This window comes from Enterobacter cloacae complex sp. IR5402 (assembly GCF_049238125.1).
Lineage (GTDB): Bacteria > Pseudomonadota > Gammaproteobacteria > Enterobacterales > Enterobacteriaceae > Enterobacter > Enterobacter hormaechei_C.
Map to the genome: position 1 here is coordinate 158565 of NZ_JBMKHO010000003.1, position 20878 is coordinate 179442.

A 20878-nucleotide genomic window follows, 5' to 3' on the forward strand; every position below is an offset into this window, starting at 1 on the left:
TACGGTTGTAATCCTTAACGTGAAAGAAGAGAGAAGCCTATGTTTGGTGGAAAAGGCGGTCTGGGTGGCCTGATGAAGCAGGCTCAGCAGATGCAGGAAAAAATGCAGAAGATGCAGGAAGAGATCGCTCAGCTGGAAGTCACGGGTGAATCCGGTGCCGGTCTGGTCAAGGTGACCATCAACGGTGCGCATAACTGCCGTCGCGTGGAAATCGACCCGAGCCTGCTCGAAGACGACAAAGAGATGCTGGAAGATCTGGTTGCAGCCGCGTTTAACGATGCCGCTCGCCGTATCGACGAAACCCAGAAAGAGAAAATGGCCTCTGTTTCCAGCGGTATGCAACTGCCGCCGGGCTTTAAGATGCCATTCTGATGCAAACCAGTCCGCTGCTCACGCAGTTAATGGAAGCACTGCGCTGCCTGCCGGGCGTTGGCCCGAAGTCGGCGCAGCGTATGGCGTTTACGCTATTGCAGCGCGACCGCAGCGGCGGGATGCGCCTGGCGCAGGCTCTGACCCGCGCCATGTCAGAAATTGGTCACTGTGCGGATTGCCGTACCTTTACCGAGCAGGACGTATGCAACATCTGCACGAACCCGCGTCGTCAGGAAAACGGTCAGATTTGCGTGGTGGAGAGTCCGGCGGACATCTACGCCATCGAACAAACCGGGCAGTTTTCCGGCCGCTATTTTGTGCTGATGGGGCATCTCTCCCCGCTGGACGGCATCGGCCCGGACGATATCGGTCTCGATCGTCTGGAGCAGCGCCTGGAGTCGGAAACCATCAAAGAGGTGATCCTCGCCACCAACCCCACGGTGGAAGGGGAGGCAACCGCCAACTACATCGCCGAACTGTGCGCGCAGTACGGCGTTGACGCCAGCCGCATCGCCCACGGCGTGCCGGTCGGCGGTGAGCTGGAGATGGTCGACGGCACCACGCTGTCGCACTCGCTGGCCGGACGTCACAAGATTATTTTCTGACCAAACGGAGGCTGCGCGCGCGGCCTCCGCTTGAAAATTTCCCCCTTTATCCCCATCTCTCACTCAACGTTTTACAACCCCATTAAATGGCATTGTTGAGGTCGACTTAGATGAAAGGACAAGAAACCCGTGGTTTCCAGTCAGAAGTAAAACAGCTTCTGCACCTGATGATCCATTCCCTGTATTCCAACAAAGAAATTTTCCTGCGTGAGCTGATTTCCAACGCCTCCGATGCGGCGGACAAGCTGCGCTTCCGCGCGCTGTCTAACCCGGATCTGTATGAAGGCGACGGCGAACTGCGCGTGCGCGTCTCGTTCAATAAAGAGAACCGCACCCTGACGATTGCCGATAACGGCATCGGGATGAACCGCGACGAGGTGCTCGACCACCTCGGGACCATCGCCAAATCCGGCACCAAAGCGTTCCTTGAGTCCATGGGCTCTGACCAGGCGAAAGACAGCCAGCTGATTGGTCAGTTCGGCGTAGGCTTCTACTCGGCGTTCATCGTGGCGGACAAAGTCACCGTGCGCACTCGCGCCGCGGGCGACAGCGCCGAGAACGGCGTGCTGTGGGAATCCAAAGGGGAAGGCGAGTACACCGTTGATGACATCACCAAAGCGGATCGCGGCACCGAAATCACCCTGCACCTGCGTGAAGGCGAAGACGATTTCCTGAACGACTGGCGCGTACGCTCCATCATCAGCAAGTATTCCGACCACATCGCGCTGCCGGTTGAGATTGAAAAACAGGAAGAGAAAGACGGCGAAACCGTGGTTTCCTGGGAGAAAATCAACAAGGCGCAGGCGCTGTGGACGCGTAACAAAGCTGAAATTAAAGACGACGAGTACAACGAATTCTACAAGCACATCGCCCACGACTTCACCGATCCGCTGACCTGGAGCCACAACCGTGTGGAAGGTAAGCAGGAGTACACCAGCCTGCTGTACATCCCGGCACAGGCACCGTGGGACATGTGGAACCGCGATCACAAGCACGGCCTGAAGCTGTACGTGCAGCGCGTGTTCATTATGGACGACGCCGAGCAGTTCATGCCGAACTATCTGCGCTTTGTGCGCGGCCTGATCGATTCCAACGATCTGCCGCTGAACGTCTCCCGCGAAATTCTGCAGGACAGCACCGTCACCCGTAACCTGCGCAACGCCCTGACCAAACGTGCGTTGCAGATGCTGGAAAAACTGGCGAAGGACGATGCGGAAAAATACCAGACCTTCTGGAAACAGTTTGGCCTGGTGCTGAAAGAAGGTCCGGCGGAAGACACCGCGAATGTGGAAGCTATCGCTAAACTGCTGCGCTTCGCCTCTACGCACAACGACTCCTCCGCCCAGACCGTGTCGCTGGAAGAGTACGTCTCCCGCATGAAAGAAGGGCAGGAGAAGATCTACTACATCACCGCCGACAGCTATGCGGCAGCGAAGAGCAGCCCGCACCTGGAGCTGCTGCGTAAGAAAGGCATCGAAGTGCTGCTGCTGTCTGACCGCATCGACGAATGGATGATGAACTACCTGACCGAGTTCGACGGTAAGGCGTTCCAGTCCGTTGCCAAAGCTGACGAGTCCATCGACAAGCTGGCAGATGAAGTGGACGAAAGCGCGAAAGAAGCCGAGAAGGCGCTGGAGCCGTTCATTGAGCGCGTGAAAACCCTGCTGGGTGACCGCGTGAAAGAGGTGCGCTTCACGCACCGTCTGACCGATACGCCAGCCATTGTCACCACCGATGCGGACGAAATGAGCACCCAGATGGCGAAACTGTTCGCTGCGGCGGGCCAGGCCGTGCCGGAAGTGAAATATATCTTTGAGCTTAATCCGGATCATCCGCTGGTGAAACGCGCGGCGGATACCCAGGACGACGCCCGCTTTGCGGAGTGGGTTGAACTGCTGCTGGATCAGTCCCTGCTGGCCGAGCGCGGTACGCTGGAAGATCCTAACCTGTTCATTAAACGTGTGAATGCGCTGCTGCTGGCGTAATCTTCCCTCACCCCGACCCTCTCCCACAGGGAGAGGGTGAAAGAGTTCCCTCTCCCTGTGGGAGAGGGTTAGGGTGAGGGCACCAGACCGCACTCTCCCAAATTATCTCCCCTCATTAACCGTTTCAGCCTCCCCGCCTTCCTTGAGCGATACCCGTTCTGGTGGTATTGTTTAGCGCTTTTGAAAAATTGAATCGACATTTGAGGGGATTTTCGCAATGCGTATTATTCTGCTTGGCGCTCCGGGCGCGGGTAAGGGAACTCAGGCTCAGTTCATCATGGAGAAATACGGTATTCCGCAAATCTCTACTGGTGACATGCTGCGTGCCGCTGTTAAATCTGGCTCCGAGCTGGGCAAACAAGCTAAAGACATCATGGACGCAGGCAAGCTGGTGACCGACGAACTGGTTATCGCGCTGGTAAAAGAGCGCATTGCTCAGGAAGACTGCCGCAATGGTTTCCTGCTGGACGGCTTCCCGCGCACCATTCCTCAGGCTGACGCCATGAAAGAAGCGGGCATCAACGTGGATTACGTGCTGGAGTTCGACGTACCGGACGAGCTGATCGTTGACCGTATCGTTGGCCGTCGCGTACACGCTGCTTCTGGCCGCGTTTACCACATTAAATTCAACCCACCTAAGGTTGAAGGCAAAGACGACGTGACCGGCGAAGAGCTGACCACCCGTAAAGACGATCAGGAAGAAACCGTGCGTAAACGCCTGGTGGAATACCATCAGATGACCGCACCGCTGATCGGCTACTACACCAAAGAAGCGCAGGCGGGTAACACCAAATACGCGAAAGTGGACGGCACCAAAGCCGTGGCTGACGTACGTGCAGAGCTGGAAAAAATTCTCGGCTAAGCGCACCTCTCTCACCCGGAGCCCCGGGTGAGAAAAATTCTCATCTTACCTATTGCAGCAATGGGTTTCGTTTAAACGCATTTCCGCTACAATTGACAGCCTATCAAATGGTTAAGAGGCGTGAATGAGTCAGGCGAAAACCGGCATCCTGCTTGCCAATCTGGGCACCCCAGAAGCACCTACTCCAGCGGCGGTAAAACGCTACCTGCGACAATTTTTAAGCGACACGCGCGTCGTGGATACCCCAAGACTGCTGTGGTGGCCAGTGCTGCGTGGCGTCATTCTGCCGATTCGTTCCCCGCGTGTGGCAAAGCTCTATCAGTCCGTGTGGATGGAAGAGGGCTCGCCGCTGATGGTGTACAGCCGTCGTCAGGAGAAGGCGCTGGCCGCCCGCCTGCCGGACATGCCCGTTGCGCTCGGCATGAGCTACGGTAAGCCGTCCCTGGAAAGCGCCGTTGACTCTCTGCTGGCGCAGGGCGTTGAACACATTGTGGTGCTGGCTCTATATCCGCAGTATTCGTGCTCCACGGTAGCTGCCGTCTGGGACGAACTGGGGCGCATTCTGGCGACCCGCCGCCGTATACCGGGTATCACCTTTATCCGCGACTACGCCGATAACGAGCTGTACATTCAGGCGCTTGCCAGCAGCGCGCGCGCGTCGTTTGAAAAACACGGCGAGCCGGATCTGCTGCTGCTCTCCTATCACGGTATTCCGCAGCGTTTCGCGAACGAAGGGGACGATTACCCCCAGCGTTGCCGCGATACCACCCGCGAGCTGGTCTCCGCCCTCGGCCTGCCGCCTGAGAAGGTGATGATGACCTTCCAGTCGCGCTTCGGCCGTGAACCTTGGCTGACCCCGTATACTGATGAAACGCTAAAAATGCTGGGCGAGAAGGGCGTGAAGCACATTCAGGTGATGTCGCCGGGCTTCTCGGCGGACTGTCTGGAAACGCTGGAAGAAATTGCCGTCCAGAACAAAGAGTTCTTTATGGAGGCGGGCGGAACGAAATACGAATACATTCCTGCGCTTAACGACTCCCCTGAACACATCGACATGATGGTGTCACTGGTCACCACCCGCCGCTGATCGCGTTACGGGCCGGGTTTGTGCTACCATTCCCGGCCCGTATTCTTTGCACAGTTCAGACCATGAAATTTCCCGGTAAACGTAAGTCCAAACACTATTTCCCCGTCGATGCCCGCGATCCGCTGTTACAGCAAATTCAGCAGGAAAGCGAAACCAGCGCTGCCTGGGTGGTCGGTATCGATCAGACGCTGGTGGACATTGAAGCCAAAGTGGATGATGCGTTTGTCGCACGTTACGGTCTGAGCGCCGGGCACTCGCTGGTGATTGAGGATGACGTTGCTGAAGCGCTGTATCAGGAGCTGGTGCGCGAAAATCTTATCACCCACCAGTTTGCCGGCGGCACTATCGGCAACACCATGCACAACTACTCCGTACTGGCAGACGACCGCTCGGTGCTGCTTGGCGTGATGTGCAGCAATATCGAAATCGGTGGCTACGCCTACCGCTACCTGTGCAATACCTCCAGCCGCACCGATCTGAACTATTTACAGGGCGTTGACGGGCCGATTGGCCGCTGCTTTACGCTGATAAGCGATTCCGGCGAGCGTACCTTTGCCATCAGCCCCGGCCATATGAATAAGCTGCGCGCTGAAAGTATCCCGGAAGAGGTGATCGCGGGCGCGTCTGCGCTGGTACTGACCTCCTATCTGGTGCGCTGCAAGCCGGGCGAACCAATGCCGGACGCAACCATGAAGGCAATTGAGTACGCGAAGAAATACAACGTGCCTGTGGTTCTGACGCTGGGCACCAAATTCGTCATTGCCGACAACCCGGAGTGGTGGCAGGCCTTCCTGAAAGAACACGTCTCGATTCTGGCGATGAATGAAGAAGAAGCCGAAGCGCTGACCGGTGAAAGCGATCCGCTGCTGGCGTCTGATAAGGCGCTGGACTGGGTGGACCTGGTGCTCTGCACCGCCGGGCCGGTCGGGCTGTACATGGCGGGCTTCACGGAAGAAGAGAGCAAGCGTAAAACCCAGCACCCGCTGCTGCCGGGCGCAATCGCCGAATTTAACCAGTACGAGTTCAGCCGCGCTATGCGTCATAAAGACTGCATCAACCCGCTGCGTATCTTCTCTCACATCGCACCGTATATGGGTGGCCCTGAGAAGATCATGAACACCAACGGCGCGGGCGACGGCGCGCTGGCCGCGCTGCTGCACGACATTACCGCCAACGCCTACCACAAAACCAACGTGCCGAATTCCAGCAAACATACCTTCGACTGGCTGACCTATTCCTCGCTGGCGCAGGTGTGTAAGTACGCGAACCGCGTGAGTTATCAGGTGCTGAACCAGCATTCTCCGCGCTTAACGCGGGGGCTGCCGGAACGGGAAGACAGCCTCGAAGAGGCGTACTGGGACAGGTAAAAGTAAAACGGCAACCTGTGGTTGCCGTTTTTAGTGTTTGTTCCCTCTCCCTGCGGGAGAGGGTCAGGGTGAGGGCATCAGGCAGCACAAAACTTACCCCGTTACTGCCTCTTCAACCGGCGGTTTCGTCAGCATTGTCAGCATCGTATTCGCAATCTCACGCTCACCCATCACCACCTGATTCGCGCCGCGCTCGGTGATGTACTCCACTTCGTCATCATAATGGGCGCGGGCAATGATTTCGATATGCGGGCATTTTTCACGGGCTGTGGCGACAATCTCGCCAGCCTCGTAACCGTTCGGGATAGTGAGCAGCAGCCAGCGAGCGCAGTCCAGATGCGCCAGATTCATAATCTCTTCGTTAGCCGCGTTGCCCAGCACCGCGCGGATGCCGCGCTCGCGAAGTTCGTCGACGCGGGTGCGTGACGTTTCAATCACTACAAGTGGAATGCCCTGAGCCATCAGTTTTTCACCCAGCAGGCTGCCGACGCGGCCAAAACCGACCAGCAGCGCGTGGTTGCAGATATCCACCGGGATCTGTTTCTCTTCTTCTGTCGCCTCTTCCAGCGTCAGCTCTTCGAGGGTTTCGGTCTTCTCGAGATATTTCTCCAGCAGGGCAAACAATACCGGGTTCAACATGATGGAGAGGATCGCCCCCGCCAGCACCAGATTTTGCCCCGCCTGTGGCAGCAGGTTCAGGGCCATCCCCAGACCGGCAAGAATAAAGGCGAACTCGCCAATCTGCGCCAGGCTGGCGGCGATGGTCAGCGCCGTGCGCGGCGAGTGACCGAACATCCGCACCAGGAAGAAGGCGGCAACGGACTTACCAAAGATGATGATTGCCAGCGTACCCAGCACGGCCAGCGGCTGCTGGATGAGGATCAACGGGTCGAACAGCATCCCGACGGAGACGAAGAACAGCACCGCGAATGCATCACGTAGCGGCAGGGTATCGTGCGCGGCGCGGTGGCTCAGCTCGGACTCGTTCAGCACCATCCCGGCGAAGAACGCGCCCAGCGCAAAGGAGACGTCAAACAGCTCGACGGCGCCAAAGGCAATGCCCAGCGCCAGCGCAAGGACTGAAAGCGTGAACAGTTCACGCGAGCCCGTGGCGGCGCTGCGGGACATGATCCACGGCACCAGACGGCGGCCCACCAGCATCATGATGGCGATAAACGCCACAACCTTACCGATGGTAATGCTCATATCTAGTGCCAGCGAGGCGAAGCCGATATTCTCTTTTTCCATCATCCCGGCGACGGCGGGCAGCAGAACCAGCGTCAACACCATTACCAGATCTTCAACAATCAGCCAGCCTATCGCGATTTGCCCGCGCTGGCTGTCTATCAGCTGCCTCTCTTCAAGCGCGCGCAGCAGCACCACGGTACTGGCGGTTGAAAGACACAGCCCAAATACGATACCGGTCATGATTGACCAGCCCAGCACCGCCGAAAGCGCCATGCCCAGCAGCGTCGCCACCCCTATCTGGGCGATCGCTCCCGGTATGGCGATCGACTTTACCGCCATCAGATCCTTCAGGGAAAAATGCAGCCCGACGCCAAACATCAGCAGGATCACGCCTAATTCCGCCAGCTCAGGCGCCAGTTTGGTATCTGCGACAAAACCCGGCGTAAAGGGCCCTGCCAGCACGCCCGCCAGCAAATAGCCTACCAGGGGCGAAATACGCAGTTTATTGGCAATCATGCCGAGAATAAAAGCGAGCACAAGTCCACCAACAATGGTGGTGATAAGCGGTGTGGCGTGGTGCATTCCGTCTCCTTTTGCGATGGGTGATCCATTTTTGGTGCAAATACCAAAAAGCCGATTAATAGTTTATGACAATTTTTACGCTTATGTTTATGAATAATTGTTGAAAACACAATAAAAAGGCAATAAGCATGAAAAAAGGCAGATTTTGATAAATTTGCTGAGGGGAGGGAGAGGAAAGCCTTATGACATCAGGTTATCCGGCTGCCAAAGTTTAACTTTGGCAGCCGTGAAGTTACGCTTTATGGCGGTTGTCAGGCAGGAATATGGTCAACATCCCCAGAAGTGGCAGGAAAGCGCAGATTTTATAGACCAGGAAGATGCTGGTGTGGTCGGCAACCATCCCTAACACGGCTGCGCCAAGGCCGCCCATGCCAAAGGCAAAACCGAAAAAGAGGCCGGAAACCATACCGATACGTCCCGGCAGCAGTTCCTGCGCATAGACCAGAATGGCTGAAAACGCCGACGCGAGAATAAAACCAATAATCACCGTCAATATTCCGGTCCATTCCAGCGTTGCGTACGGTAAAACAAGCGTAAACGGCGCAACGCCGAGGATAGAGCCCCAAATCACATACTTACGTCCGATTTTATCCCCCACAGGGCCGCCAATCACCGTGCCTGCCGCCACCGCAAACAGGAAAGCAAAGAGGTGGAACTGGGCGTTTTGTACCGATAATCCGAATTTTTGCATCAGATAGAAGGTGTAATAGCTGCTGATGCTCGCCATATAAAAATATTTCGAGAAAATCAGCACCAGCAGCACGCTGACGGCAAGGATCACCTTATTGCGCGGAAGGGGGTTGGTTATCTTCGCGGCAGGTTTTCCCTTATTTACGCGATGCTGCGCGGCATACCAGCGGCTGATTTGCGCCAGGACGACAATCGCCAGCAGCGCGGCCAGCACAAACCACGCCACGTTGCCTTTACCGTAGGGCGCGATAATCACCGCCGCCAGCAGAGGACCGAGGGAGCTACCAAAGTTCCCCCCCACCTGGAACAGAGATTGCGCCAGCCCGTGGCGTCCGCCGGAGGCCATACGCGCCACGCGGGACGATTCCGGATGGAACACCGATGAACCGGTTCCCACCAGCGCCACGGCAACCAGTACCGCCTCATAGCTGCCCGCCATGGCCAGCAGCACTAGCCCGCTCAGGGTGAAGCACATCCCAATGGGCAGCGACCATGGCATCGGGTATTTGTCCGTCCAGTAGCCCACCACCGGCTGTAGCAGCGAAGAGGCCAGCTGGAAGGTCAGGGTGATCATTCCGATCTGCACGAAGGTTAATGAGAACTCAGACTGCAACAGCGGGTAGATCGCCAGAATCAGCGACTGGATCATGTCGTTGAGCAGATGAGAGAGACTGATTGCGCCTAATACTTTAAAGGAAGTGCGCGATTTCGGCGGCGACGCCGGAGCGCCCTGGACGGGCTGGGTTGATTCACTGATTGCCATAAATACCACGTCGATTTGTTATTAGAGATGCAGGGAGTAATTATTATCCGACTAACATACCCGTCCGTGACATTTGAAGAAAGTCGCAATTCTGAAAACTTATTTGTCTATTCTTGTGAGTCACTGTAATTTTTGCGTTTGTCTATGGGTCAGGGAGAGAGAAGATGAAGTTAATGAAGCGTGGCGTCGCGCTGGCGCTCATCGCCGCATGGGGGCTAACAAGCCTGCCCGCGCAGGCGTATGAAAAAGATAAAACCTATAAAATTACCATTCTGCATACTAACGATCATCACGGCCATTTCTGGCGCAGCGAATACGGTGAATATGGCCTGGCGGCGCAAAAAACGCTGGTGGACGGCATTCGTAAAGAGGTCGCGGCCCAGGGCGGCAGCGTGCTGTTGCTGTCGGGCGGGGATATTAATACCGGCGTACCGGAATCTGATTTGCAGGATGCCGAGCCTGATTTCCGCGGCATGAATTTAATTGGTTACGATGCGATGGCGGTCGGAAACCACGAGTTTGATAATCCGCTGAGCGTGTTGCGCCAGCAGGAGAAGTGGTCCAAATTCCCGTTCCTTTCCGCCAATATTTATCAGAAAAGCACCGGCGAGCGCTTGTTTAAACCGTGGGCGCTGTTCAAGCGTCAGGATCTGAAGATCGCGGTCATCGGCTTAACCACCGACGATACGGCCAAAATTGGCAACCCTGAATTTTTCACCGACATCGAATTCCGTAAACCGGCGGACGAAGCGAAGCTGGTGATCCAGGAGTTGCAGCAGAATGAAAAACCGGATGTGATTATCGCGACCACCCACATGGGGCATTACGATAACGGTCAGCACGGCTCTAACGCGCCGGGCGACGTGGAGATGGCGCGCAGCCTTCCAGCGGGCTCGCTGGCGATGATTGTGGGCGGTCATTCGCAGGATCCGGTCTGCATGGCTTCTGAGAATAAAAAGCAGGTAGATTATGTGCCCGGCACGCCGTGCGCGCCGGATCGTCAGAACGGGATCTGGATTGTACAGGCCCACGAGTGGGGTAAATACGTTGGCCGCGCGGATTTCGAATTCCGTAACGGCGAGATGAAGCTGGTGCACTATCAGCTCATCCCGGTCAACCTGAAGAAGAAAGTGACCTACCCGGACGGCAAAAGCGAGCGGGTACTCTACACGCCAGAGATCGCTGAAAACCAGCAGATGCTCTCTCTGCTGACGCCGTTCCAGAGCAAAGGGAAAGCGCAGCTGGACGTGAAGATTGGCACGCTTAACGGACGACTGGAAGGGGACCGCAGCAAAGTCCGCTTCGTGCAGACCAACATGGGGCGTCTGGTGCTGGCCGCGCAGATGGCGCGCACGAATGCGGATTTCGCCGTGATGAGCGGCGGCGGTATTCGTGACTCCATCGAAGGCGGAGACATCACCTATAAAGACGTGCTCAAAGTGCAGCCGTTTGGCAACGTGGTGGTCTATGCGGACATGAGCGGGAAGGAGGTGATTGACTACCTGACCGCCGTGGCGCAGATGAAGCCAGATTCCGGGGCGTATCCGCAGTTTGCTAACGTCAGCTTCGTCGCGAAGGACGGTAAGCTCAACGATCTCAAAATCAAAGGCGAACCGGTTGATACGGCGAAAACCTACCGCCTGGCAACGTTAAGCTTTAACGCCACCGGCGGCGACGGCTATCCGCATATCGATAACAAACCGGGCTATGTAAATACCGGGTTTATTGATGCGGAAGTGTTGAAGCAGTTTATCCAGCAAAATTCACCGATTGACGTGAACGCGTATGAGCCGAAAGGTGAGGTGAGCTGGCAGTAGTGTTGTGCGGCCTGATGCCCTCACCCCAACCCTCTCCCACCGGGAGAGGGCGCGAACACAAAAAACGGTAACGCCTGTTACCGTTTTGCTTTTACCTCGCAGCGCCACCGGGCAATTTTCTCAATCCCGGCGCGCAATATCCGCAAATTTCGCGTCCAGCATTTTCGCCAGATCGCCTGCGGACAGTTCGATATCCAGCCCGCGTTTGCCGCCAGAAATATAGATCGTTTCAAATTCTTGCGAAGGCGCATCGATCAGCGTGGGCAGACGCTTTTTCTGACCGAGCGGGCTGATCCCGCCGACCAGATAACCCGTTGTGCGTTGCGCAACCATCGGGTCTGCCATATCGACCTTTTTCGCTCCCAGCGCTTTGGCCACTTTCTTCAGATCAAGCTGTCCGGCGACGGGCGTTACTGCTACGGCGAGGTGCTTCATATCGCCGTTCACCGCGACCAGCAGCGTTTTGTAGACCTGGTCCGCGTTCAGCCCCAGCTTGCGCACCACTTCATCACCAAAGTTGGTTTCGTTCGGATCGTGATCGTAGGTGTGGATCCGGAAAGAAATTTTGTTTTTTTCGAGTAATTTAACGGCGGGAGTCATGGCTATCCTTCTTACGACAGACGATTCATGCCAGCAGCATACGCCTGACGTTTGTCTAAAAAATAGCACCATCTTGCGCAATAGTATTGGCAGTGATGGTTACTTTGAGCGACAATCGGCGTAGCCGAAGGTCACTTCGGTATAATAAAAACGATGAAATTCCTCTTTGACGGGCCAATAGAAATATTGGCCATTTTTTTATTTCAGCAGCGACGGCAAATTCCCTTCTCCGTACAAATGCAACGCGCCAACCGCGACAACATAACGACCGGCAGGCAGGGCATATAGCGTCTCCCGCCACGCCTGGTTGCGCGCGTTCATCAGCACATCATACAACGATTCACTGAACGTCGACGGTAACGCCAGCTTACCGTCTGCGGGCGGCGCATCCAGCCACCAGCCAATCATCGTTTGCAGCAGACGCGCGTTGGTGTGCCAGTGGGTCAGGGTATCATCCAGCAGTATCAGGCCGTCATCGGGAAGCTGGCGAAGGAGCGCAATCTGGCTGTCCGTGCCTTCCAGTTCAATGATGGACAGGTTGCGCGCCCTTGCCGCATTCAGCAGTTGATAATCGATACCGTAATCGCCGCGCAGCCCCAGGCGCTGCGCCTGGGTTGCCTGTAGCACCATGGCAATTTGCCACAGGGGCAGGGTGTCGAGCATAGAGAGCGAAACGCCGGTCTCATCCGCAAGACGGGTAAGCTCAGCCAGCTGCGTCTCGTTAAGACGTTCCGCCAGGGGGCGGTCGCTTTCCAGCCCGGCAAACGGCGATTCATGGCCGGAGATGTCGGCTTCGACGATCAGCGCGTCGGCGCGCTTCAGTAGTTTAATCAGGCCGGAGGGCAGGGGGGACATATCCTGCGTGCCCATATGAATGCTTCCCACCAGGTGCAGATGCTGCCCGCCCAGAAGCGAAATATCCATACCGGGCCAGGCATAACGGCGGGGAAAAAGGGCGCGAAACGATGTTTTTATACGATTAAACAGACCCATACGCGCTCCATAAACGGAAAGGTTCATGCTAGCGCGTACGGGTACAAGGTTCAATCTTTCGGTTTAAACCGCAGCAGACGGTTAGCGTTGCTCACCACGGTAATTGACGAGAGCGCCATCGCCGCACCCGCAACAACCGGGTTCAGCAGGGTACCGGTCAGCGGCCACAAAATCCCGGCGGCAATCGGAATGCCGAGCGAGTTATAGACGAACGCCCCCAGCAGGTTCTGCTTCATGTTGCGCAACGTGGCTTTCGAAATCGCCAGCGCGTCCGCCACGCCCATCAGGCTGTGGCGCATCAGGGTGATCGCCGCGGTTTCAATGGCGACATCGCTCCCGCCGCCCATCGCAATACCTACGTCAGCCTGCGCCAGCGCCGGGGCGTCGTTGATGCCGTCGCCCACCATCGCCACCTGGCGACCCTGACTTTGCAGGTTCTTGATGGCGTCCGCTTTGCCGTCCGGCAGCACGCCCGCGATCACCTCATCAATACCGGCTTCTTTGGCGATGGCGTTAGCGGTGGTCGGGTTGTCCCCGGTCAGCATCACCAGACGATAGCCCGCGCGGTGCAGGCGCTGTAAGGCATCTACGCTGTCCTGGCGTAACGGATCGCGCACGGCCAGCAGCGCCGCCACCTGACCATCCCTCGCCAGCAGAACCGGCGTCGCGCCCTGAGAGGCCTGCGCGTTCAGCTCAGCGTCCAGCGCGGACGTATCAACGCCGTGTTCAGTCAGCAGTGCCTGGTTTCCCAGCAGCAGCGTATGGCCTTCGGCTTCACCGCTGACCCCTAAACCGCGCAGGGTGCGGAAGTTACTTACCTGCGGTAGACGAGCATCACCGGCTTTCTCCAGGATGGCGCGCGCCAGCGGGTGGCTGGAGCCTTGTTCCAGCGCGGCGGCCAGGCGCAGGGCATCCGTCTCCGTACAGCCAACGGTACTGACGGCCACCACCTGCGGTTTGCCCTCGGTGAGCGTGCCGGTTTTATCAAAAACAAGGGTGTCCAGCGTGCTTGCCCGTTGCAGGGCGTCAGCATCACGGACCAGTACGCCAAATTCGGCGGCGCGTCCGACGCCAGAGATAATCGACATCGGCGTGGCCAGGCCAAGGGCACAAGGGCAGGCGATGATCAGTACCGTGGTGGCGATCACCAGGGTGTAGACAATCTGCGGCGCCGGGCCGAAGAAATACCAGATTGCCGCGCTCAGCAGGGCAATACCGACGACCACCGGCACAAAAATGGCGGAGATTTTATCGGCAAGCTGACCAATCTCCGGCTTACTGCTCTGCGCCTGGCGGACCATGCGAATGATGCGTGACAGCGTGGTATGGCTCCCGACCGCGCTGGCGCGGAACAGCACGCTGCCGTCCTGCACGACCGTACCGGCATGCACGGCGTCGCCCTGAGATTTCTGCTGAGGAATCGGCTCGCCGGTCAGCATCGCTTCATCCAGCCAGGCATCGCCCTGGGTGATTTCACCGTCGACGGGCACGCGGTCGCCGGTGGTCAGGCGCAGCGTCATTCCCGGCTGTACCTCTGAGAGCGGAACGCTTTTTTCCCCGTCGTCCGTGACCACGAGGGCCGTCGGCGGGGTTAAATCGAGTAATCTTTCCAGCGCTTTCGACGAGCGCTGACGCGCGCGGGCTTCGAGCATATGGCCTAAGTTAATCAGACCGATAATCATCGCACTCGCTTCATAATAGAGATGGCGCGCCTCCATCGGGAACCACTGCGGCCAGACGTTAACGCTCATCGAATAGAGCCACGCCGCGCCGGTCCCGAGGGCGACCAGGGTATCCATCGTCGCGGTGCGGTTTTTCAGGCTCTTCCAGGCGCTGGTATAGAAATGCCCGCCTGCAAACACCATCACCGCAAGGGTAATCAGACCAATCACCAGCCACAGGGTGCGGTTGTCAGCGGTGACCATCATGTTGTCACCCATCATGCCCCACACCATCACCGGAATACCGACCAGCAGGGCGACAATCGCCTGCCAGCGGAAGCGCTTCATGGTGGCGACAGCCGTTTCCTGCTGGCGCTCGCGGCGCTCGGCATCATCTTCGATGGCCTCCGCCCCGTAGCCCGCTTTCTCCACGGCCTGCACTAACTCTGCGGCGGAGGCGCTGCCCATCACCAGCGCAGTACGCTCCGCCAGGTTTACCCGTGCCTGTGCTACACCCGGTACCGCCTGTAAGGCGTTTTGTACCCGGGAAACGCAGCTGGCGCAGCTCATGCCGTTGATCAGCAGCTGTTGGCTGTCATCAATGTCATCAGCTACCGGAAGCTCAGGAGTGGCCGCTGTCAGTGCTTCCGACGGGGATGATGATTCTGCCAGCGGTTTAGCCTTTGGGTGGCTTAACTCCGCCCCGTAACCGGCCTGTTTAATGGTATCAATCAGCGCGTCGGCGCTGGCGCTGCCGGTCACGGCGGCATGATCGATAGTCACCTCAGCGCTTTCCACGTCAGGACGCTGCTCCAGGCTTTCTTTAACGCGTTTGACACAGTGGCCGCAGGAGAGGCCGTCCAGCGTCAGGTCGATAGTGTGAGACATAACAAAACTCCCGTATAATGTTCTGGTCAATTGTTGACCTTCACTCTGCTTTTCGCTAACTGTTATGAAGGTTAAACCTTCCATCAAGGGGAAGGTCAAGGGGGAAATGTGAATATCAGCGATGTTGCGAAAAAAACCGGCTTAACCAGCAAAGCGATTCGCTTTTATGAGGAAAAAGGGCTGGTGACGCCACCGTTGCGCAGTGAGAACGGCTACCGCAGCTATACGCAGCTGCATCTTGATGAACTGACGTTACTGCGCCAGGCAAGACAGGTAGGATTTAACCTTGAGGAGTGCGGCGAGCTGGTTAACCTGTTTAACGATCCGAAACGCCACAGTGCCGACGTGAAAAAACGTACGCTGGAAAAAGTGGCGGAGATCGAACGCCATATCATCGAATTACAGGCGATGCGTGAGCAACTGTTACAGCTGGCAGAATCCTGCCCGGGAGATGACAGCGCCGAGTGCCCGATTATCGACAATCTTTCCGGCTGCTGCCACCGTAAAACCCACGCCTAACAGGCTTTAACCCGCAGGGTAATACCTTCCACCGCGATGACCTCAACCCGCGTGCCGGCGCTGAGGTCATCATCGGCCACCACCGGCCACGAACTGTCCCCCACGCGCATATGACCGCGTCCGTTTATTAGCGTGTTATCAAGCGTAAAGCGTTTACCCACGATCTGCTGCCCACGCTGGTTGAGATGCGCGTCGACCGGCTTCTGCGCCTTCACCCGTTTGTTCAGCCAGCGCCACCACAGCCAGGCGGCCAGCAGCGTCAGCACGGCAAACAGCGCGCCCTGCCACTCCCAGCCGACAGGCAGCAGCCAGACGACCAGCCCGGTAATCACCGCGGCAACCCCGCTCCACAGCAGATAACCGTTGCCGCCAAGCATCTCGGCGGCCAGCAGCAGTCCGCCAAGGCTTAGCCAGAACGCATGAGGATGTGCAACGATGAGCTCAATCATTTTTTACGCTCGTTTCCGCCGTCTTTGATCAGTTCGGCAATTCCGGCGATAGACCCCATCAGGCTGCTGGCATCCAGCGGCATCATCACCACTTTGCTGTTGTTCGCGGAGCCGATCTCCTTCAGCGCATCGGTATATTTTTGTGCGACGAAGTAGTTCACGGCCTGGATATCCCCGGCGGCAATCGCCTCGGAGACCATTTGCGTCGCGCGGGCTTCCGCTTCTGCCGAACGTTCACGCGCTTCCGCCTGGAGGAAGGCAGACTGACGGTCGCCCTCGGCTTTCAGGATCTGCGACTGTTTTTCCCCTTCCGCTTTCAGGATTTCAGCCTGACGCACCCCTTCGGCTTCAAGAATATAGGCACGCTTGGTACGCTCGGCCTTCATCTGCGCGTTCATGGAAGCAATCAGCTCTGCCGGTGGGCGCACGTCGCGGATCTCAATGCGTGTCACTTTGATCCCCCACGGATTGGTGGCTTCATCCACAATGTGCAGCAGGCGGGTATTAATGCTGTCGCGCTGGGAGAGCATTTCATCCAGCTCCATCGAGCCAAGCACGGTACGGATGTTGGTCATGGTCAGGTTGACGATCGCCAGCTCCAGGTTGCTCACCTCATAGGCCGCTTTTGGCGCATCAATCACCTGAATAAAGCACACCGCATCGATGGTGACGTTGGCGTTATCCTTGGAGATGACTTCCTGAGAAGGGATATCCAGCACCTGCTCCATCATGTTGATCTTGCGCCCAATTCTGTCCATGAACGGGACGATCAGGCTTAAACCCGGCTGAAGGGTATTGGTGTAGCGACCGAAGCGTTCGACGGTCCACTGGTAACCCTGCGGGACAATTTTGACGCCTGCGCCCACGATAACCAGCGCAACGAAAATAAGGACAGGAACAACGATGAGCATAAAAACCTCCTGTTTTGCATGCCGTAACGAGAAAACTGCGTATTTGTTGAACGTAAGTATATCGGCTAACGAACAGGATTTCGCCCCTGTAAAGAGGTGGGAACCGGACTGGCAGAAATAAAACGCCCCGTTCGGGATGCGGGGCGCAAAGCGTTACTTTTCAGACCAGGTATAGCTGAAGTCAGTGATAAACCCATCCCCGGCGTCAGCGATGGCTTTTGATAAGCCCTGATAGTATTTTTCCAGGCCGATGGCCTCTATCTGCTGGATCTGCTCGCGAACGGGAGCGCAGAACAATACCGCATTGCCCGCCCCGACACGTTTGTTGTTCGGCGGCAGATCGCCAGTAATCGCTTTAAACCAGGTTCTGATCCCTTGCTTTAAGTTGTGCGGCGCTTTTGTAAGATCCTCTTGGCCGGTCAGCACCTGTAGGGTAGGGAATTCATTAGCATTGACGGCGGTTTTCATACGCGCAAAGAACGCGGTAAAAAGCTCAAAAGAGCCGAGATCCGTAACGCGAGGCTTGGTAGTTTTTCCGTTTTTATTGCCCATTTTTCCGGCAGGGGCTGTAGGTGCCGGAACCACATTGACCTTATGCAGATCCAGACCAAACAGCAGATTGCAGTGCGCCCGGCGCTCTTTAAGCGGGTAGGACATCAGCACGTCAATAAACGCCGTCGCCTTCACATCGGCCAGGTCATGGTTAATCAGCCATTGCGAGCGGGCAAATTCCGCAGGGGAAACGAACCAGTCAGGCACCTCAGTAAAGCGTCTGGATTTACCCTTGCCGTCAAACTCGAGAAAGTAAGCCCCATCATCAAAAGCAAAATAGCAGTTTTTAAAGCTACCGATTGTGGTGTTAACGATGAGCGCCTTCTTAACAAAATCGACCACCTCTGCACCCATGACAAAACGCGTGAGTTCAGAAGAATTGATGACTTCCATTAATGTTTCCACATCAGGAACACCAGGCTTCAGGGAGGAGAACTCATAAAAGATATGTGTCATGTTGCTGACTTCCTGTAGTGATAGAGGTGACAATAAACAGGCAAAAAGTTTAACACTTGCTATAGGTTAAGGCTATTCGCGCTGCGTAGCGGAAAGGATTATGCTAAAGGCTCTTCTTATCACAGCGGTTAATGGAATCGGAATGAATAATAAAAAAAATCTTCTGGATATCAGGGATGTTGGCTTTCGTGTGGGTGATAACACCATCCTTCAGCACGTCGATTTTTGTCTCTCTCCGGGCGAATTTAAACTGATAACCGGTCCCTCCGGCTGCGGCAAAAGCACCCTCCTGAAAATCGTGGCTTCGCTACTGAGCCCAACGGAGGGAACCATCCTGTTTGCAGGAAAAGATATCGCCACGCTTTCACCGGAAAGCTATCGCCAGCAGGTGTCATACTGCGTGCAAACGCCGTCCCTGTTTGGCGACACGGTGTACGACAATCTGGTTTTCCCCTGGCACATCCGCAACCAAACGCCTGATCCGAAAAAGTTTACCGACGATCTGACCCGGTTCGGGCTTTCGCCGGAGACGCTGACCAAATCGATCGCCGAACTGTCGGGAGGGGAAAAGCAGCGCGTCTCGCTGATCCGTAACCTGCAATTCTTGCCGAAGGCGCTGTTGCTGGACGAAATCACCAGCGCGCTGGATGACGCTAACAAGCGCAACGTCAATGACATTATCCATCGCTACGCCCGGGAGCAGAATATTGCCGTGCTGTGGGTGACGCATGATTCAAATGAAATTACCCATGCGGATGATATCATCACGCTCAGGCCGCAGGGCGGGAAAATGGAGGAGGCTCACCGTGGGTGAACATAACATAACCAACGAATCGCTGGCGCTGTCAATGGTCCTGGTGCTGGTGGCGATTGTGGTCAGCTACCGGGAAAAGCTGGGGCTGGAAAAAGATATTCTTTGGAGTATCGCCCGCGCGGTCATTCAGCTCATCATCGTCGGCTATGTGCTGAAATACATCTTCAACGTCAATCATGCCGTGCTGACCCTGTTGATGGTGCTATTTATCTGCTTTAACGCGGCATGGAACGCGCAGAAACGCAGTAAATACATCGATAAAGCGTTCATTTCGTCGTTGATCGCCATCACTACCGGGACCGCGTTAACGCTGGCTGTGCTGGTGCTTTCCGGCTCGATAGAATTTACGCCGATGCAGGTGATCCCCATTTCCGGGATGATTGCGGGCAATGCGATGGTGGCGGTCGGGTTGTGCTACAACAATCTGGGGCAACGGTTCAGCAGTGAACGGCAGCAGCTTCAGGAGAAGCTAAGCCTTGGCGCGACGCCGAAGGTGGCCTCGGCGAGGTTGATCCGCGACAGCATTCGCTCTTCGCTGATCCCAACGGTGGATTCCGCCAAAACGGTGGGGCTGGTGAGCCTGCCGGGCATGATGTCGGGGCTGATTTTTGCCGGTATCGATCCGGTAAAAGCCATTAAATACCAGATTATGGTGACGTTTATGCTGCTCTCTACGGCGAGCCTGTCCACCATCATTGCCTGCTACCTGACCTATCGGAAGTTTTACAACGCGCGCCACCAGCTGGTGGTGACGCAGTTGAAAAAGACGGGGTAATATCTGCTTTTATAGGCCCGGTAAGCGTTAGCGCCACCGGGCATTTTTTTGCTAGTAGAGCAACGCGTACAGCTGACGACGATATTTCGACGCCAGCGCGTCACCGGTACCCAGCGCGGCCAGGATCTCCTGGAACATCTTCCGCGCCTGTCCGTCTGCGGCGCCCAGGTCCTTTTGAAGATGGCTAAACAGCAGCTCCAGCGCCTCTTCGTTACGCCCCACCTGATGAAGCTGAAGCGCCAGCTGGCTTGCCAGCGCGGCATCCTGCGGGTTGTCCGCAACCTGCTGCTGAAGCTGCTGAATTTCAGGGGTATCCGCCGCCTGTTTAAGCAGGTCAATCTGCGCCACCAGACCCTGATAACGGGTGTCCTGATCCTGCATCGGCACCGTTTTCAGCACGGCTTCCGCGTCTTCAGGGCGGTGCAGTGCAATCTGGGTCTCTGCCAGCAGCAGACCAATCTGGCTGTTCTGGTTCGACAGCTGCCACGCGTCTTTTAACAGCGGCAACGCCTCGTCGTACTTGCCTTCCTGCATCAGCGCCATGGCTTCCTGCGCTTTCAGCTCTTCTTCGCGCGGCAGGACTTTATCCAGCAGGGCGCGGATCGCCTCTTCAGGCTGCGGCCCCTGGAAGCCATCCACCGGCTGACCGTTCTGGAACAGGTAGACGGTTGGGATCGCACGCAGGCCAAACTGGGAAGCCACCATCGGTTCGGCGTCACAATCCAGCTTCGCCAGAATGAACTGACCGTTGTACTGCGCGGCAAGGCTTTCCAGGACCGGCGTCAGTTGCAGGCAGTGTTGGCTGCGTTCAGACCAGAAGTAGAACAGCACCGGTTTAGTCATTGACTGTTCGAGCGTCTGTTGCAGGTTAGCTTCAGTTATGTTGACGATATTCTGTACGGACATGCGGCATTCTCTTTTATCGGTTTACTCTTTACATGG

General features: G+C 56.6%; 19 protein-coding genes. 10 read left to right on the top strand and 9 right to left on the bottom strand.

Features of this window, described 5'->3' with window-relative positions; all coding sequences use genetic code 11:
• The first annotated feature begins 39 nt into the window (after positions 1-39).
• The 6 genes from ACOTXL_RS07035 (at position 40) to ACOTXL_RS07060 (ending at position 6278) form a co-directional block, all read left to right on the top strand.
• On the top strand, positions 40-372 hold the full coding sequence (locus ACOTXL_RS07035) for a YbaB/EbfC family nucleoid-associated protein (protein ID WP_003858972.1): 333 nt from the start codon (positions 40-42) through the stop codon (positions 370-372).
• Positions 372-977, top strand: coding sequence for a recombination mediator RecR (gene recR, locus ACOTXL_RS07040; RefSeq protein ID WP_006809843.1), 606 nt, complete (start codon positions 372-374; stop codon positions 975-977). Before ACOTXL_RS07035 ends, recR begins: the two co-directional genes overlap by 1 nt.
• A 110-nt stretch (positions 978-1087) precedes the next feature.
• Positions 1088-2962 carry a molecular chaperone HtpG gene (gene htpG, locus ACOTXL_RS07045; RefSeq protein WP_045350597.1) on the top strand — a complete coding sequence of 625 codons (1875 nt, stop codon included), beginning with the start codon at positions 1088-1090 and terminating at the stop codon, positions 2960-2962.
• Positions 2963-3179: 217 nt separating this feature from the next.
• Positions 3180-3824 (top strand): adenylate kinase, encoded by a 645-nt coding sequence (gene adk, locus ACOTXL_RS07050; RefSeq protein WP_006809841.1) that lies wholly within the window; start codon positions 3180-3182, stop codon positions 3822-3824.
• A gap of 124 nt (positions 3825-3948) precedes the next feature.
• Positions 3949-4911: a ferrochelatase gene (hemH, locus tag ACOTXL_RS07055; RefSeq protein ID WP_045350596.1), complete on the top strand. Its 963-nt coding sequence runs from the start codon at positions 3949-3951 to the stop codon at positions 4909-4911.
• Positions 4912-4973: 62 nt separating this feature from the next.
• A complete protein-coding gene (locus ACOTXL_RS07060) occupies positions 4974-6278 on the top strand; it encodes an inosine/guanosine kinase (protein ID WP_022650506.1) in 1305 nt (434 codons plus the stop codon).
• A gap of 93 nt (positions 6279-6371) precedes the next feature.
• Here the strand turns inward: ACOTXL_RS07060 and ybaL are convergent, their stop codons facing one another.
• Both ybaL and ACOTXL_RS07070 read right to left on the bottom strand, forming a co-directional pair.
• Positions 6372-8048 (bottom strand): YbaL family putative K(+) efflux transporter, encoded by a 1677-nt coding sequence (ybaL, locus tag ACOTXL_RS07065; protein WP_022650507.1) that lies wholly within the window; start codon positions 8046-8048, stop codon positions 6372-6374.
• A gap of 232 nt (positions 8049-8280) precedes the next feature.
• A complete protein-coding gene (locus ACOTXL_RS07070; RefSeq protein ID WP_045350595.1) occupies positions 8281-9501 on the bottom strand; it encodes an MFS transporter in 1221 nt (406 codons plus the stop codon).
• Between the two features lie 164 nt (positions 9502-9665).
• Here ACOTXL_RS07070 and ushA point away from each other — a divergent pair, with 164 nt between their 5' ends.
• On the top strand, positions 9666-11318 hold the full coding sequence (gene ushA / locus ACOTXL_RS07075) for a bifunctional UDP-sugar hydrolase/5'-nucleotidase UshA (RefSeq protein ID WP_022650509.1): 1653 nt from the start codon (positions 9666-9668) through the stop codon (positions 11316-11318).
• A gap of 120 nt (positions 11319-11438) precedes the next feature.
• Here the strand turns inward: ushA and ybaK are convergent, their stop codons facing one another.
• The 3 genes from ybaK to copA all read right to left on the bottom strand — a co-directional run bounded on the left by ybaK (position 11439) and on the right by copA (position 15460).
• Positions 11439-11918 carry a Cys-tRNA(Pro)/Cys-tRNA(Cys) deacylase YbaK gene (gene ybaK / locus ACOTXL_RS07080; protein ID WP_003858950.1) on the bottom strand — a complete coding sequence of 160 codons (480 nt, stop codon included), beginning with the start codon at positions 11916-11918 and terminating at the stop codon, positions 11439-11441.
• A gap of 198 nt (positions 11919-12116) precedes the next feature.
• A complete protein-coding gene (locus ACOTXL_RS07085) occupies positions 12117-12911 on the bottom strand; it encodes a TraB/GumN family protein (protein ID WP_045350594.1) in 795 nt (264 codons plus the stop codon).
• Positions 12912-12961: 50 nt separating this feature from the next.
• Positions 12962-15460 carry a copper-exporting P-type ATPase CopA gene (copA, locus tag ACOTXL_RS07090; RefSeq protein ID WP_045350593.1) on the bottom strand — a complete coding sequence of 833 codons (2499 nt, stop codon included), beginning with the start codon at positions 15458-15460 and terminating at the stop codon, positions 12962-12964.
• A gap of 108 nt (positions 15461-15568) precedes the next feature.
• Between copA and cueR the strand changes: the two genes are divergently transcribed.
• A complete protein-coding gene (cueR, locus tag ACOTXL_RS07095) occupies positions 15569-15979 on the top strand; it encodes a Cu(I)-responsive transcriptional regulator (RefSeq protein ID WP_017383222.1) in 411 nt (136 codons plus the stop codon).
• On the opposite strand, the gene ACOTXL_RS07100 is transcribed toward cueR, so the two are convergent.
• From ACOTXL_RS07100 to ACOTXL_RS07110, 3 genes are all read right to left on the bottom strand, one after another.
• Positions 15976-16428, bottom strand: a complete 453-nt coding sequence (locus ACOTXL_RS07100; protein WP_022650512.1) for an NfeD family protein — start codon at positions 16426-16428, stop codon at positions 15976-15978. The two genes, cueR and ACOTXL_RS07100, sit on opposite strands and share 4 nt — an antisense overlap.
• The gene (locus tag ACOTXL_RS07105) at positions 16425-17339 is read right to left on the bottom strand and encodes an SPFH domain-containing protein (RefSeq protein WP_003858941.1); all 915 of its coding nucleotides are present in this window, start codon (positions 17337-17339) and stop codon (positions 16425-16427) included. The genes ACOTXL_RS07100 and ACOTXL_RS07105 overlap by 4 nt, the downstream gene beginning before the upstream one ends.
• Positions 17340-17492: 153 nt before the next feature.
• On the bottom strand, positions 17493-18347 hold the full coding sequence (locus ACOTXL_RS07110) for a hypothetical protein (RefSeq protein WP_023324252.1): 855 nt from the start codon (positions 18345-18347) through the stop codon (positions 17493-17495).
• A 142-nt stretch (positions 18348-18489) separates the two neighbouring features.
• On the opposite strand from ACOTXL_RS07110, the gene fetA reads away from it, so the two are divergent.
• Positions 18490-19161 (top strand): iron efflux ABC transporter ATP-binding subunit FetA, encoded by a 672-nt coding sequence (gene fetA / locus ACOTXL_RS07115; protein WP_410031811.1) that lies wholly within the window; start codon positions 18490-18492, stop codon positions 19159-19161.
• On the top strand, positions 19154-19936 hold the full coding sequence (gene fetB / locus ACOTXL_RS07120; protein ID WP_023324253.1) for an iron efflux ABC transporter permease subunit FetB: 783 nt from the start codon (positions 19154-19156) through the stop codon (positions 19934-19936). The genes fetA and fetB overlap by 8 nt, the downstream gene beginning before the upstream one ends.
• 51 nt (positions 19937-19987) lie before the next feature.
• Here fetB and ACOTXL_RS07125 read toward each other — a convergent pair whose 3' ends face one another.
• The gene (locus ACOTXL_RS07125; protein ID WP_003858935.1) at positions 19988-20842 is read right to left on the bottom strand and encodes a co-chaperone YbbN; all 855 of its coding nucleotides are present in this window, start codon (positions 20840-20842) and stop codon (positions 19988-19990) included.
• Positions 20843-20878: the final 36 nt, after the last annotated feature.